Raw genomic sequence first — 15,125 nt, 5'->3', positions numbered from 1 at the left:
CCTCAAGGAGAGAAACATGTCATTCAATATCGGCCTTAGCGGCCTCTATGCGGCGAACAAACAACTCGACGTTACCGGCAACAACATCGCCAACGTCGCGACCACCGGCTTCAAGGCATCCCGCGCAGAGTTCGCCGATGTCTACTCGGCCAGCAAGCTGGGCGTGGGCAGCAAGACCATTGGCAGTGGCGTCAACCTGGCCAACGTGTCGCAAAATTTTGGCCAGGGTGCGATCAACAACACCGGCAACCTGCTGGACATGGGCATTCAAGGCAGCGGGTTCTTCGTCCTGAGCGACAACGGCTCCCTCAGCTACACCCGCGCCGGTACATTCAAGTCTGACAAAGATGGCTACGTGACCAGTACCGACGGCACTTCGCGCTTGCAAGGCTACGGCGTGGATGCGAACGGCAAGATCGTCAACGGCGAACTGACGGACTTGCGTATCGACACCTCTAACCTTGCGCCCAAGGCGAGCAGTTCAGTTGACTCGACGATCAACCTCAATTCCAATTCTGAAGTGATCGATCAGACGCTTAACCCTTTTAATCCTGCCGAGCTCTCCAGCTACAGTAAAAAATTCAACACCATCGTCTACGACACCCAGGGCAACCCGCACCCGATGGATCAGTACATGGTGAAAACCGATTCCAATACCTGGAAAACCTACACCTTGATCGACGGACGCAATCCGGATGGCTCTCCGGTGACCGGTGAAAATGCCAAGACTCCGATCGCTTCGATCCTGGAGTTTGATTCGGCCGGTGCGCTGTCGAGCGTCTCGACGCCAAGTCCGGTTGCCGGCGAGGACCCCATTGTCAGCAGCACCCTGACTGTGGCGGACTGGATGCCGGGCGCTACGGTCAACGGCCAGTGGGTCTCCAACGGAGCAGCGGCCAACGGGACCGGGATTGGCATCGACATGACCAAAACCACCCAGTACAACACCGACACCTCGCGTAACCCGCCGACTCAGGACGGCTACGCCACTGGCCAGATCAACAATCTGACCATCGACGGTTCAGGGGTGATGTTCGCCAACTTCAGCAACAACCAAAGCCGCGCCATTGGCCAGATATCCCTGGCCAGTTTCACCAATGAGCAAGGTTTGCAGCCGGCGGGCGGCACCGCCTGGAAAGAAACCTACGCCTCGGGCCAGGCCGGTTATGACGTGCCCAAGATCGGCTCGCTGGGCGCCATTGCCTCGAACTCGCTGGAAGACTCCAACGTCAACCTGACCAATGAGCTGGTTGACCTGATCAAGGCGCAGAGCAACTACCAGGCCAACGCCAAAACCATTTCGACCCAAAGCACCATCATGCAGACCATCATTCAGATGACCTGATAGCGGTGATGCAACACAAAGCCCCGGCGCTCACACGTCGGGGCTTTGTGGTTTTTGAGGCAGTACCGAGGGCGATCATGTGCCCGCTCTCCGGGTGAGCCGGGGCCCCTCACAGGGCCGTGCGTTGCGCCAGCAATGCCTTGAACTCGGGTTGGCGGGCAGTCGGGACACAGACATTGATCACCTGCTCGATGGCCAGTGGTGTGGCGTTTTTTTGCTGCATCAATTCGATCGCTCTGTTCCACAGGGCATGGCGGCAATGCGCTTCGAGGTAATCGGGGGGCGAGATGGCCTGACCATAGATGATCATCTTGGCTGCCGGACGCAGGGGTTTGGCGACTGACAAAAGGCGGACTTTGGCCAGTGTTCGTGCCACCAGCCCCGGTCCGGGGAAGAATACCGGCACTGTTGCCGACAGTTGTGGCAGGTCGCTGCGGTACTGCTCGCCATACGTCTCAAAAAAGCCTTTGTTCATCGCATGGTGATAGCGTTTTTTGGCGTAGTAGTGATTTACGCAGTCACGGGCGGTGACCACCTTCGAGTCTCCCATCATGAACGAGACCGCGATCTGTTCGATGGTATGCAGGGTACTGCCATGGTCCGCCCATTCATCGATCAAGGCGATCACGGCGTCCATCAGTCCGGTGTTGGCGCGGGTGATCCCGCAGATACCGCTGTTGTAGAGTTTCAGGGTGTCTGCGGGGGCTTTGCCCCGGGCCACGAGATCGGCTGCAAAACGCTGATAAACAGGACGTTTGGCAGCCTCACGCCAGGTCCACTCAAATTGATCCATCAAATACTGATGATCGTTGATGCGCTCAAAGAGAGTGGCTGGGTCTTTGAAAAAGACCGTATCGGTGTCGACGAAAATGGTTTTGTCCGCGAGCTTGACCCCGGCAGCGATGGCGCAGGCCTTGCGTCTGTGGGTGTAGCCGTTGGCGCCTTTCCAGTCGGCCAGCATGGCGGTGGTCAGGGGGATGACATTGACGGGCCAGCCATCAAACGCCTGAGGTTCGTCAGTCATTACGCTGATCGTGAAGCTACCCGGTATGCGCTGCTCTCGAAGCGCAGTCAGTATGCTGAACCTGGCTTCCTGACGGTACACTTCATTACCGCCGTAGAGCAGATACAACAATTGATGGCTATCCATACGTGCATGCTTATCCATAGAGTGCGAGGGGCGCCCCGAGTCGGGTTTTTGGCAGGTGGGCATTATGCCGTATCACTTGACCATCAACCACAATGGCCTTCCCGGTGACCGTCATGAACCGGTGAGGGAGGCGGGGCGTCGTCTCGCGGCAGCTCAATCAGCCATTGAATTCAACCTGTTCCGGTATGCGCGTCATCAACACCTTGCCCCCGCGGATCGACACCCGTGCCTTGGCCTGGCGGCGTACCGCTTCGTAGTCGCTCTCTGCGTCCAGCACCAGCAGATTCGCCGGGCGACCCACGGCAATGCCGTAGCGCTCTCCGAGGTTGAGGGTTCGCGCGCTGTTGTCCGTGACCAGGTCCAGGCTACGTGCCAGGTCGTCAAACCCCATCATGTGGCAGATGTGCAATCCGGCATCCAGCACCCGCAGAATGTTGCCGTTGCCCAGTGGATACCACGGGTCCTTGATCGAGTCCTGGCCAAAGCAGACGTTCATTCCGGCACGATCCAGTTCGGCGACACGAGTGACGCCCCGGCGTTTGGGGTAGCTGTCGAAACGGCCTTGCAAGTGAATGCTTTCGGTCGGGCACGACACGAAGTTGATCCCCGATGCCTTGAGCAGGCGGAACAGTTTGAAACAGTAGGCATTGTCGTAAGAGCCCATGGCCGTGGTGTGGCTGGCAGTTACCCGGCTGCCCATGCCGCGCCCCCGTGCTTCTTCGGCCAGTACTTCAAGAAAGCGGGAATTAGGGTCGTCGGTTTCGTCGCAGTGCACGTCTACCAGGCAGCCGGTACGCTCGGCGAGGTCCATCAGGAACTTGATGGAGCTGACTCCCTGTTCGCGGGTGTTTTCAAAGTGAGGAATACCGCCAACCACATCGGCCCCCAGTTCGACCGCACGGGTCATCAACTCGCGCCCACCGGCATACGACTCAATACCTTCCTGGGGGAAGGCGACAATTTGCAGATCGATCAGGTGGCGTGTTTCTTCGCGGACTTCAAGCAAAGCCTTGAGCGCCCCCAGCGTAGGATCGGTCACGTCGACATGGGTGCGTACGTGCTGGATGCCGTGTTCGGCCAGCATCCGGAGAGTGGTGTGGGCACGTTGCTTGGTGTCTTCGTGGGTGATGGTTTCCTTGCGCTGGGCCCAGCGCTCGATACCTTCGAACAACGTGCCGCTCAAATTCCACTCGGGCTGACCTGCGGTCAGGGCCGCATCCAGGTGGATATGAGGCTCAACCAGAGGGGCGATCAGCAGTTGCCCGCGGGCATCGATATCACCCGCCCGGGCGAGCACCGTACCCGATTGCAAGGTGATGGCACTGATGCGCTCACCTTCGCAGGTGACGGTGTGCAGGCCTGGGGTTTTACGCAAGGTGGCATTGATGATGTTCATGTTCGGTCCTGTCGTTGGGCTTCAGTCATGCGCCACACGAGGAGGGCAACCGAAGCGTTCATGCGAAAAAGGGGATCGTCGAGCGATTGCCCGCTGTGGTGCTCGATGCGTTGTATCCGTTGGTTGATGGTATTGCGATGTACGTTCAGACGCTGGGCGGTCTTGAGGGCATTGCCGTTTTCCTGAAGCAGCGCGTCAAGGGTTTCGATCAGGCTGTTGGGGTGCTTGCGCCGGGATTCGATCATCCGGCCAAGGGTCTGCCTGACGAACCTATCGATCACGGAGCGGTCGCCAATGGCCTGTAACAGGCGCAGGACCCCCAACTCGCTGAAATCGCACAACCCGGTGTCCGGGCGTAGACTTTCCGCGACCTCCAGCGCCTGACGAGCCTCGTTCAATGCCTGGCGGTAATTCGCGCAGTCCTCGACCTTGGTTGCTAGCCCCATAAACAGCGGCATGTCTCCGGTGACGGCTTGCAGCCCTTGATAAAGAATCGACAGTTCTGCGCGAATGGCTTGGCGTTCTGCCAGCAACAGGATGAACAGGTCGCCTTGCACGATGACTGGTAGCGCATCGTGCAGACCACGGTTCCAGATGTCGAGATGGTCCTGCACGGCTTGACGAGTGTGTTGCAACACGCGCTCAGCTTCTTCTGGTGCATGGTTGACGAACAGCGTGCCGACCGCTGACAGGCGCAGCGCTACCAGGTGCCGCGGGCCGTCGAGGGGCAACTGCAAATGAGCTGCCCGCTGCCGGGCGGTGGCCAGGCTCGGGTAATCGCCGCTGAGCAACTGAGCCAGGATGTCATGGCGTGAACGTTTGACCTGGGCCATTTGCACCAGCGCGGTGCCGATCAGGTGGGTGACGATAACCATCTTCAGCAGGTACGGTTGTTCGATCAACGGCAAGCCGCACTGCTCGGCCAGGGCCACCACCGTGTCGGGGATGCGCTGGATGAATGTGCCCCCGGTCAGGATCACCAGCCCGGCGATTCCGCTGGCATTGCCATCGGCCACCAGGCGCATCAGGTTAGCCTCATCCCGGGGGTGATTGATCCCGGTGACGAATACCAGTTCGCCGCCCATGACCCATTCGGCGATACCTTCGTTCTCTGCAACGTACGACCAGCGCACATTACGCTGCAGGTTACGGGCGCCGGCGCGCAGGGACATGCCCTGCAAGCCGGGCAGGGCGAGAATTTCTTCGATAGTCAGGCTCAAAGCTCCTCCTGAGCTCGGGGTAACTGAAAGCGGCGGCTGATTTCCAGGAGCACGATGTAGCTCACGGCGGAAGCGACGATCCCGACCAGCGGCGCGACCCATGCCGAGCAATACGCCAGCAGCGCACCCAGCGCATAAGCGGTCAAGCCCAGCAAGTTGTAGCGCGGCAGCGTAACACTGGCCAGCGCCGGGTATTGACCGCGATGGCGATACCAGAAGTCAGCCATGATGACACCGCCAATCGGTGGAATGATGGAGCCGAGCAATACCAGGAACGGGATCAGCAGTTCGTACATGCCGCCCATGGCCAGTACCACTCCGATGGCGGCGGCGATCAAGGTCATCGTGCGACGGCGTTCGCTGCGCACCAGGTGGCAAGCCGATGCCGCGACGTTGTAGATCGTCGGGCCCTGGATCGTCCACAGGTTGAGGCACAGCATGACCACGGCGGCGAAGGACAAGCCTTGCAGCATCATCACTTCAACGATGTCGGCTTGTTGATACACCATGGCGCACCAGGCACCGGCAACGATCATCAAACCATTTCCGAGCAAGAAACTGACCACGCTGGCGATGACCGCAATGCGCCCGGTGCGCGACAGTCGCGTCCAGTTGGTGGCCTGGGTCGCACCGCTGGCGAAGGTGCCGAAGACCATGGTGATAGCGGCAGAGACACTCATGGTTTCATTCGGGATCACCGCCGCGAGCCCTTTGAAGCCGCCGACATGTTGAGTGGCGATGTACATGGAGATGACCAGCAGAGCACACATCAACGGCACTGACACCCGCGACAAAACATCCAGCCCCTTGTAGCCGATGATCGCAGTGATACTGAAGCCCAGGCCGAACAGGACCATCAGCGGCAAGGTGAAGCCCTCGGCCAGTCCCAGTATTTTCACCAGTACGATCGCAACCGTCGCAGTGCCCCAGGCGTACCAGCCCAGTTCGGCGAAACCGAGCAAAAAGTCCGAAAGCCGACTTCCGGCCTCGCCAAAGCAGAAGCGGCCCATCAGTACCGTATTCAGGCCGCTGCGGGCGGCGATCAACGCCAGAGCAGCGGCATAGAGCGCCAACAGGCTATTACCGATGGCGGCGATCCACAGCATGTCGATGAAATTGAACGCCATGCCCAGCTTGCCGCCGGCGAACATGGTTCCGGTAAAGAAGGTGAAGCTGAACAACACCATCGAAATTGACAGCAGCCCTTTGCGTGCTGAACGCGGGGCTTCGCTCAAAGGAAAGTCGCCGGGTGAACTCATGGTGTATTTCTCCGCCTCGAATGGATGACGCCGTAATCAATGGCACCCATGGGCTAGAGCAATAAGCGGGCCTGTTCAGCGTAGTGCGTAAAAACAGGAAAAGCGGGCACAGGCCATAGAGGGGCCTGTGCAGAGTGAACATATTCAGCGTGATTGCATGATTCAGGGTAGGCAGAGTGATTCATTTTGAGGCGTGGCCGCACTGTTTACGCACGCTATGTCGCAGCAGTCGCGGAGTCCGGTGCACATCCCATGGGCGTATTCCTCCCCCTAAAACAAAACCCCCGCCAGACCCGATTGTTGCCCGGGTCGTGCGGGGGTTTTGGTCAGGCGGTTAAACCGCCCGGGGAGCTCAGCTTATTGGCAAGCTTCGCAATCCGGCTCGTCAATCGCACAAGCCTTCGGCACCGGAGCCGGGCCAGCAGGTGCGGCGGCGACGTCTTCACTCTTGTTGCCGCTCGATACGGCGTTGAGCTTGCCAGTGTTGACGGTGGACTTCTCGGTGCTGGTCGCAGCCAGGGCACGGAGGTAGTAAGTGGTTTTCAGACCACGGTACCAGGCCATGCGGTAGGTCACGTCCAGTTTCTTGCCCGAAGCGCCAGCGATGTACAGGTTCAGCGACTGAGCCTGGTCGATCCACTTCTGACGACGGCTTGCAGCGTCAACGATCCACTTGGTGTCGACTTCGAACGCGGTGGCGTAAAGCTCTTTGAGCTCTTGCGGGATGCGTTCGATCTGCTGCACGGAACCGTCGTAGTACTTCAGGTCGTTGATCATGACCGAGTCCCACAGGTCGCGCGCCTTGAGGTCGCGAACCAGGTACGGGTTGATCACGGTGAACTCGCCCGAGAGGTTCGATTTCACGTACAGGTTCTGGTACGTCGGTTCGATCGACTGCGATACGCCGGTGATGTTGGCGATGGTCGCGGTCGGTGCGATGGCCATGATGTTGGAGTTACGAATGCCTTTTTGTACACGGGCGCGAACCGGTGCCCAGTCCAGGGATTCGTTCAGGTCAACATCGATGTATTTCTGGCCGCGCTGTTCGATCAGGATCTGTTGCGAATCCAGCGGCAGGATGCCTTTGGACCACAGCGAACCCTGGAACGTCTCGTAAGCGCCGCGCTCGTCGGCCAGGTCGCAGGAGGCCTGGATCGCGTAGTAGCTGACGGCTTCCATCGACTTGTCGGCAAATTCCACGGCTGCTTGCGAAGCGTATGGAATGTGCTGCAGGTACAGCGCGTCCTGGAAGCCCATGATCCCCAAGCCCACTGGACGGTGCTTGAAGTTCGAGTTGCGGGCTTGTGGCACCGAGTAGTAGTTGATGTCGATCACGTTGTCGAGCATGCGCACGGCAACGTCGATGGTGCGCTTGAGCTTGTCGGTGTCCAACTTGCCGTTGACGATGTGGTTCGGCAGGTTGATCGAGCCCAGGTTGCAGACCGCGATTTCATCCTTGTTGGTGTTCAGGGTGATCTCGGTGCACAGGTTCGAGCTGTGGACCACGCCCACGTGCTGCTGCGGGCTGCGCAGGTTGCACGGGTCTTTGAAGGTCAGCCATGGGTGGCCGGTTTCAAACAGCATGGACAGCATTTTGCGCCACAGGTCTTTGGCCTGGATGGTCTTGAACAGCTTGATCTTGCCCGGGTACTGGGACAGGGCTTCGTAGTACTCGTAGCGCTCTTCGAAAGCCTTGCCGGTCAGGTCGTGCAGGTCCGGTACTTCGGATGGCGAGAACAGGGTCCACGGGCCGTCATCGAAGACACGCTTCATGAACAGGTCAGGGATCCAGTTGGCGGTGTTCATGTCGTGGGTACGACGACGATCATCACCGGTGTTCTTGCGCAGCTCGATGAACTCTTCGATGTCCATGTGCCAGGTTTCCAGGTAGGCACAGACAGCGCCCTTGCGCTTGCCACCCTGGTTAACGGCCACGGCGGTGTCGTTCACGACTTTAAGGAACGGAACCACGCCCTGGGATTTGCCATTGGTGCCCTTGATCCACGAACCCAGTGCACGCACCGGCGTCCAGTCGTTGCCCAGGCCTCCGGCGAATTTGGACAACATGGCGTTGTCGTGGATCGCGTGGTAGATGCCCGAGAGGTCGTCCGGCACGGTAGTCAGGTAGCAGCTGGACAGCTGCGGACGCTGAGTACCGGCGTTGAACAGGGTAGGGGTAGACGACATGTAGTCGAAAGACGACAACAGGTTGTAGAACTCGATGGCACGGTCTTCTTTTTGCTTCTCTTCGATCGCCAGGCCCATGGCCACGCGCATAAAGAAGATCTGCGGCAGTTCGAAACGCACACCATCCTTGTGGATGAAGTAACGGTCGTACAGGGTTTGCAGGCCCAGGTAGGTGAACTGCTGGTCACGCTCGTGGTTGATCGCCTTGCCGAGTTTTTCCAGGTCAAACGTGGCCAGAACCGGGTTCAGCAGGTCGAACTCGATACCCTTGGCGATGTAGGCAGGCAGGGCCTTGGCGTACAGGCTGGCCATCTCGTGGTGAGTGGCGCTGTCGGCCACTTCGAGGAAGCTCAGACCTTCTGCACGCAGGGTGTCCATCAGCAGGCGAGCGGTCACGAACGAGTAGTTCGGCTCACGCTCTACCAGGGTACGAGCGGTCATCACCAGAGCGGTGTTGACGTCGGTCAGGGCTACGCCGTCGTAGAGGTTCTTCAGGGTTTCGCGCTGGATCAGGTCGCCGTCGACTTCAGCCAGACCTTCGCAGGCCTCGGTGACGATAGTGTTCAGGCGGCCCATGTCGAGCGGCGCGAAAGTGCCGTCGGCAAGAGTGATGCGGATCGACGGGTGAGCCTGGACAGCTTCTTCGGCCGGCGCGCGGATGGCGCGTTCCTTGGCACGCGAATCGCGGTAGATCACGTAGTCGCGAGCCACTTTCTGTTCGCCGGCGCGCATCAGGGCCAATTCAACCTGGTCCTGGATTTCTTCGATGTGGATCGTGCCGCCCGAGGGCATGCGACGCTTGAAGGTCGCGGTCACTTGTTCGGTCAGGCGCGCTACGGTGTCATGGATACGCGACGAGGCAGCAGCGTTGCCGCCTTCAACTGCGAGAAACGCTTTGGTGATGGCGACGGTGATCTTGTCATCAGTGTAAGGAACAACCGTTCCGTTACGCTTGATCACGCGCAATTGGCCTGGTGCAGTTGCAGACAGATCCAGATTGGAATCATCGGCCTGCGACGCAGTGCCCTGCGAGTTCTCGCGAGTTGTGTCGGTTTGCATGGGGGTGTCTCCACATTCTCTATGTTTGTTTGGGCGCCTTATGGGTGCCCACCGTTCCGTCCGAAGCGCTACAACCGGGTTGAGTCGGTATAAAGACCTCGAAGGTACAGAAAGGAGTTTGGGCCGCTTCCTTGCGAAGTCCTGAGTTTCAATGTACTGCCAGAAACTTTAATCCAGCTGGATGACAGTCTGCCTTCGGCTCTGCAACATCCAGGCCGCTTTCCGGCTTTTTGACTGGAAAGCGGAATCCATCCGCATGGGCGGTTGGAGTGTTTCAAAATGGTTTTGTCAACCAAACTGGCGCGAGAAAAGGACTTGAAATTCTCAGCTGAGCTGTGTTTGGTTTTTTTGCTGAAACCCTATATGTGGTGTGTTTCAGCAAGATTTATACAAGATATGCGTTTTTCAACGCATGTGCAACGTAGTATCCGGGCTTGAAACGTAGTGCGCTTTGTGTATGAAAGCCACAAAAACAGCGCAGACCGCGTACCTGCTAGGTCGAACCGTTTGTCACCCATTTTTACCGGATTAAACTGCCCGGACTGAATTTTGAGGGCGCGAACCCTACCACAAAAAACAGCGCTGTCCGAACGCATTTTGGGGCAGCGGCAAAGATAGAAAAGGTCAAGCGGAGATTGGAGGGAAAAGTGCCCGGGAGACCTCTCGGGGCCTTCCGGGCAATTGCGCGAAGTTAGAGCAACTGGAAGCTGTTTTGCTGGACGTTTTGCGAATCCAGGCCAATTTGTACCTTGAATTCACCGGGTTCGGCGGCGTACTTCAGTTGCGCGTTGTAAAACTTCAGGACGTCTTCATCGATCTTGAACTGCACGACTTTCTCTTCGCCGGGCTGCAGCATCAGCTTCTGGAAGTTTTTCAACTCCTTGACCGGACGGCTTAGCGATGCGGTGACGTCCTGGATGTACAGCTGGACGACCGTTTCACCGGCGCGCTTGCCGGTGTTTTTTAGCGTCACGCTGGCAGTCAGTGTTGCACCCGGTTTCAACGTACGGGCTGAGAGGCTGACATCCGACAGGCTGAAATCGGTGTAGCTCAAGCCATAGCCAAACGGGTACAGCGGGGTGTTCGGCTCATCAAAGTATTGCGAGGTGTAATTGCCCGGTTTACCCGGTGTGAAAGGACGACCAATGCTCAAATGATTGTAGTAGGTAGGAATCTGACCTACAGAGCGTGGGAAGGTGATTGGTAGCTTGCCTGACGGATTGTAATCACCGAACAGGACATCAGCAATGGCATTGCCACCCTCGGTTCCACTGAACCAGGTTTCCAGCACGGCATCAGCCTGTTGCTGTTGCACGTCAATCGACAGCGGACGCCCGTTCATCAACACCAGCACCAATGGTTTTCCAGTGGCTTTGAGGGCGGTGATCAGCGCGCGTTGGCTGGCAGGAATGTCGAGGTTGGTGCGGCTCGACGATTCGTGGGACATGCCCCGTGATTCGCCCACCACCGCCACCACCACATCGGCTTGCCGGGCAGCCTTGACCGCTTCATCGATCATCACCTGTGCCGGGCGCGGGTCGTTGGTCACTTCCGGGGCATCGAAGTTGAGGAAGTTGAGGTAGTCGACAATGGCCGTGTCGTCGGTGATGTTGGCGCCGCGGGCATAGATCAAGGAACCGTGCTCACCGAGTACATTGCGCATGCCGTCATACACGGTCACTGACTGCGCGGGCTGACCATTGGCCGCCCAGCTGCCCATCATGTCGATCGGTGCTTTGGCCAGGGGGCCAACCAGCGCGATCCTGGCCTGCTTGTTCAGGGGCAGGGTTTGTGCACGGTTCTTCAACAGTACCAGGCTCTTGCGCGCTACTTCGCGGGCTTCGGCACGGTGCAGGCGGCTTTCGGCGTTGGTTTCGGCCGGGTCATCTTCGGCCTTGCCGATCCGCAGGTACGGGTCGGCAAACAGGCCCATGTCGTATTTGGCGCCAAGGACTTCACGCACCGCGTTGTCCAGATCGCTTTGCGGGACCTCGCCGGACTTGAGCAGACCAGGCAGCTCCTCACCGTAAAGCGAGTCGTTCATGCTCATGTCGATACCGGCCTTGATCGCCAGCTTGGCCGCTTCGCGGCCATCTTTGGCGACGCCGTGCTTGATCAGTTCGAAAATCGCACCATGGTCGCTGATTGCCACGCCTTTGAAGCCCCAGTCCTTGCGCAGCAAGTCCTGCATCAGCCACATATTGGAGGTCGCCGGGACGCCGTTGATGGAGTTCAACGCCACCATCACCCCGCCTGAGCCTGCATCAATGGCGGCACGGTAAGGTGGCAGGTAATCCTGGTACATGCGGAGCGGACTCATATCGACGGTGTTGTAGTCGCGTCCGCCCTCTACCGCACCATACAGGGCGAAGTGTTTGACGCTGGCCATGATGTTGCCCGGCAGTGCGGGGGAGGCCCCTTGATACGCCTGCACCATCACTTTGGCGATTCGCGACACTAAATAGGTGTCTTCGCCAAAGCCTTCGGAGGTACGACCCCAGCGCGGGTCACGGGCGATATCAACCATGGGCGCGAAGGTCATGTCGATGCTGTCGGCGCTGGCTTCTCTGGCGGCGATGCGGCCGCTGAGGCCGATGGCATCCATGTCCCAGCTGGAAGCCAGCGCCAGGCTGATCGGGAAAATGGTGCGGTGACCGTGGATCACGTCATAGGCAAAGAACATCGGGATTTTAAGCCGGCTGCGTTGAGCTGCATCTTGCATCGGACGGTTTTCGGCGCGACTGATGGAGTTGAAGGTGCCACCGATACGGCCTGCGGCGATTTCCTTGCGGATCAGCTCACGGGGCATTTCCGGGCCGATACTGATCAAGCGTAGCTGGCCGATTTTCTCATCGACAGTCATTTGCTTCAGCAGGTCGGCGACAAACACCTCTTTGGCTGGAAGCGGCGCCGACAGGGCCTGACCCCATGCAGCGTGACTGGCAAGGCTGATGGCAATGCCCAGCAAACACATGTTTTTCATTAGGACTCTTCTGCGCGTCGCTTGCTTAAAGCGTGGGACAAACCCGTGCTTTCGAAACGATATTGTTCTGTGTGGAATGTATGTGCGGCTTAACTCGGAAAATTACCCTATCGTTAAAGCCAGTATTCATACATGGAAGGCAAGTCTTTTAGCTGATTCACCACGAGCAATCCAGTGCCACCTTGCGATATTGCGGGCGGCACGCGGCGATGAACTTAATCGGGTTATGCGGAGTACAAAGCGTATGTACAGCAAGAATGCAGGCATCATGGGCTGGAAAGCCATCGTACTGTTAGCCCTCGGCAGTATGCTGGCCGGGTGCGGGATCAACACCATTCCCACCCTCGACGAACAGGTCAAGGCCGCCTGGTCGCAAGTACAGAACCAGTACCAGCGTCGCGCCGACCTGATTCCCAATCTGGTCGAGACAGTCAAGGGGGCGGCCAAGCAGGAACAGGCGACTTTGACCGCGGTGATTGAGGCGCGGGCCAAGGCGACTTCGATTCAGGTCGATGCCAGTACCTTGGACAACCCGGAAAAACTCAAGCAGTTCCAGGACGCGCAAAACCAGCTGACGGGGGCCTTGAGTCGCTTGATGGTGGTGTCTGAGCGTTATCCGGAACTCAAGTCGAACCAGAACTTCCTTTCGCTGCAGTCTCAGCTCGAAGGCACGGAAAACCGCATCAGTGTCGCCCGTCGCGATTTCATTCTCGCCGTGGAGCGCTACAACACCGAGATCCGCACCTTTCCGGGCCGTCTGTGGCACACCGTGATGTACAGCGATTTGCCGGTACGCCCTACCTTCGAAGCCACCACGCCGGATGCCGACAAAGCACCTGAAGTGAAGTTTTAAACCGCAACGCACGACTCTGTAGCCGCGGGTGCAGCCTGCGGCAGCGACTACAGACTCCCTCACGCTGATTGACCGAGGTGCTGATGCGCGTATCAAAACTGGGGGTTGGCTTGCTGCTCTGGCTATTTATAGCCACCGCGCAAGCGCTGACCTTTCCCGCCTTGAGTGGGCGGGTGGTGGACGAGGGACAGATGCTTGACCCGGCCACGCGCCAGCAACTGGCGCAAAATCTGGAGGCCCATGAAAAGGCCACCGGTGAGCAAGTGGTGGTGGTCACCGTGCCGGATTTACAGGGCACTCCGATTGATGAGTTCGGCTACCAACTGGGACGAGCCTGGGGTATCGGGCAAAAGGACAAAAACAACGGCGCCTTGCTGATCGTTGCCCGAGATGACCGCAAGCTGCGGATCGAGGTCGGCTACGGTCTGGAAGGCCGTCTTACAGATGCGCAGTCCTCAGTCATTATCAACCAGGTCATTACCCCGGCCTTCAAGGCCGGCAATTTCAGTCAAGGCATCAGTGACGGCGTTGCCGCGATACTGCAAGTGCTGGGCGGTGATCCCTTGGCCGAACCGCTCCATGCCAGCGGGCAGGGCGATGGCAGCGATTTTATCGCTGAACACCCGGGCCTCGTCTTGCTGCTGTTTGTGCTGTTCATACTGGTGGTCGGCGCTTGCCAGTTCTATGGCATTTGCAACTCGGGCGGCGGCGGTGGTTCGCGCTCCGGCGGATTTGGCGGAATGGGGGGCGGTTTCGGCGGGGGAGGCGGTGGCGGTTTTGGCGGAGGTGGCGGCAGCTTTGGCGGCGGCGGAGCCTCTGGCGGTTGGTAATTCAACTCACATAGCGAGTATCGAGACCCATGTTATTGACACAGCAACAACAGCAGCAGGTCGCAGACGCCGTCACCCGGGCGGAACAGCGCACCGATGCCGAAATTGTCACCGTGCTGGCTCCGCGTGCCGACGATTACACTTATATCCCCTTGCTGTGGGCCAGCTTGATTGCCTTGCTGGTGCCCGGCCTGGTGCATTTCTTTATCGGCGGCCTGGAGATCTACCCGCTGCTGATGGTGCAGTGGGCCAGTTTCATCTTCCTCAGCCTGATCTTCCGCCTGCCGGCCATTACCACGCGATTGATACCGGCCCGCATTCGACACTGGCGCGCCGGCAACCTTGCCCGACGCCAGTTTCTCGAACAAAACCTGCACCACACCCAAGGCGGTACCGGTGTGCTGATCTTTGTCAGCGAAGCCGAGCGCTACGTGGAAATCCTGGTAGATGAAGGCATTTCGCGTCACCTGGACAACGGGGCCTGGGACACCATCGTCGGTGACTTCATCCGCCGCATCAGCCTGGGCCAGACTGCCGAAGGCTTTATTGCCTGCATCGAAGCCTGTGCTGAACTGCTGGCACACCCCGTGCCCAAAACCCTGCCGCGCAATCAATTGCCCAATCGGTTGGTGATGTTGTAATTACGTGCTGTTTGGTTTGGATGTTTCCGACACTTTGCTAAGAAGTGTCGGGTTATAAGGTGTGTTGTTAGTGCTCTTTTGTTTGTAAGTAAGTTCTTGTTCGAATGTAATATGTATTCTTGCTTGTTGTGACTTTTCGGTTTATGAAAATTATTGTTGTCATTTATTTAAATGATGGCTAGGTTAGATTGTGTCTTGGTGT

Annotated in this window: 10 protein-coding genes; 4 read left to right on the top strand and 6 right to left on the bottom strand. The window is 58.3% G+C overall.

Annotated features, from left to right (window positions below):
- Positions 1 to 16: 16 nt before the first annotated feature.
- Entirely contained in the window at positions 17 to 1,345 is a 1,329-nt protein-coding gene (flgE, locus tag DQN55_RS16155) for a flagellar hook protein FlgE (protein ID WP_048379197.1), read from the top strand.
- A 109-nt stretch (positions 1,346 to 1,454) separates the two neighbouring features.
- Here flgE and DQN55_RS16150 read toward each other — a convergent pair whose 3' ends face one another.
- The 6 genes from DQN55_RS16150 to bglX all read right to left on the bottom strand — a co-directional run bounded on the left by DQN55_RS16150 (position 1,455) and on the right by bglX (position 12,599).
- Positions 1,455 to 2,495, bottom strand: coding sequence for a hypothetical protein (locus DQN55_RS16150; protein WP_053070892.1), 1,041 nt, complete (start codon positions 2,493 to 2,495; stop codon positions 1,455 to 1,457).
- 157 nt (positions 2,496 to 2,652) lie between these two features.
- Positions 2,653 to 3,891, bottom strand: coding sequence for a cytosine deaminase (gene codA, locus DQN55_RS16145; protein WP_048379199.1), 1,239 nt, complete (start codon positions 3,889 to 3,891; stop codon positions 2,653 to 2,655).
- Positions 3,888 to 5,111 carry a PucR family transcriptional regulator gene (locus DQN55_RS16140; protein ID WP_048379201.1) on the bottom strand — a complete coding sequence of 408 codons (1,224 nt, stop codon included), beginning with the start codon at positions 5,109 to 5,111 and terminating at the stop codon, positions 3,888 to 3,890. The genes codA and DQN55_RS16140 overlap by 4 nt, the downstream gene beginning before the upstream one ends.
- Positions 5,108 to 6,370, bottom strand: a complete 1,263-nt coding sequence (gene codB, locus DQN55_RS16135; protein ID WP_048379203.1) for a cytosine permease — start codon at positions 6,368 to 6,370, stop codon at positions 5,108 to 5,110. Before codB ends, DQN55_RS16140 begins: the two co-directional genes overlap by 4 nt.
- A gap of 357 nt (positions 6,371 to 6,727) precedes the next feature.
- Positions 6,728 to 9,616, bottom strand: coding sequence for a ribonucleoside-diphosphate reductase subunit alpha (locus DQN55_RS16130; RefSeq protein ID WP_048379205.1), 2,889 nt, complete (start codon positions 9,614 to 9,616; stop codon positions 6,728 to 6,730).
- A 691-nt stretch (positions 9,617 to 10,307) separates the two neighbouring features.
- Entirely contained in the window at positions 10,308 to 12,599 is a 2,292-nt protein-coding gene (gene bglX / locus DQN55_RS16125; protein ID WP_048379207.1) for a beta-glucosidase BglX, read from the bottom strand.
- Positions 12,600 to 12,843: 244 nt separating this feature from the next.
- On the opposite strand from bglX, the gene DQN55_RS16120 reads away from it, so the two are divergent.
- The 3 genes from DQN55_RS16120 to DQN55_RS16110 all read left to right on the top strand — a co-directional run bounded on the left by DQN55_RS16120 (position 12,844) and on the right by DQN55_RS16110 (position 14,923).
- Entirely contained in the window at positions 12,844 to 13,452 is a 609-nt protein-coding gene (locus tag DQN55_RS16120; protein ID WP_048379209.1) for a LemA family protein, read from the top strand.
- Between the two features lie 83 nt (positions 13,453 to 13,535).
- Positions 13,536 to 14,282: a TPM domain-containing protein gene (locus tag DQN55_RS22555; RefSeq protein WP_048379211.1), complete on the top strand. Its 747-nt coding sequence runs from the start codon at positions 13,536 to 13,538 to the stop codon at positions 14,280 to 14,282.
- 29 nt (positions 14,283 to 14,311) lie between these two features.
- Positions 14,312 to 14,923 (top strand): TPM domain-containing protein, encoded by a 612-nt coding sequence (locus DQN55_RS16110; protein ID WP_048379213.1) that lies wholly within the window; start codon positions 14,312 to 14,314, stop codon positions 14,921 to 14,923.
- Positions 14,924 to 15,125 lie beyond the last annotated feature (202 nt).

Origin of the sequence: Pseudomonas taetrolens (assembly GCF_900475285.1) — a bacterium.
Taxonomy (GTDB): Bacteria; Pseudomonadota; Gammaproteobacteria; order Pseudomonadales; family Pseudomonadaceae; genus Aquipseudomonas; species Aquipseudomonas taetrolens.
Note: the sequence above shows the minus strand (reverse complement) of the source record. Positions and strands in the feature narration are given on the sequence as shown.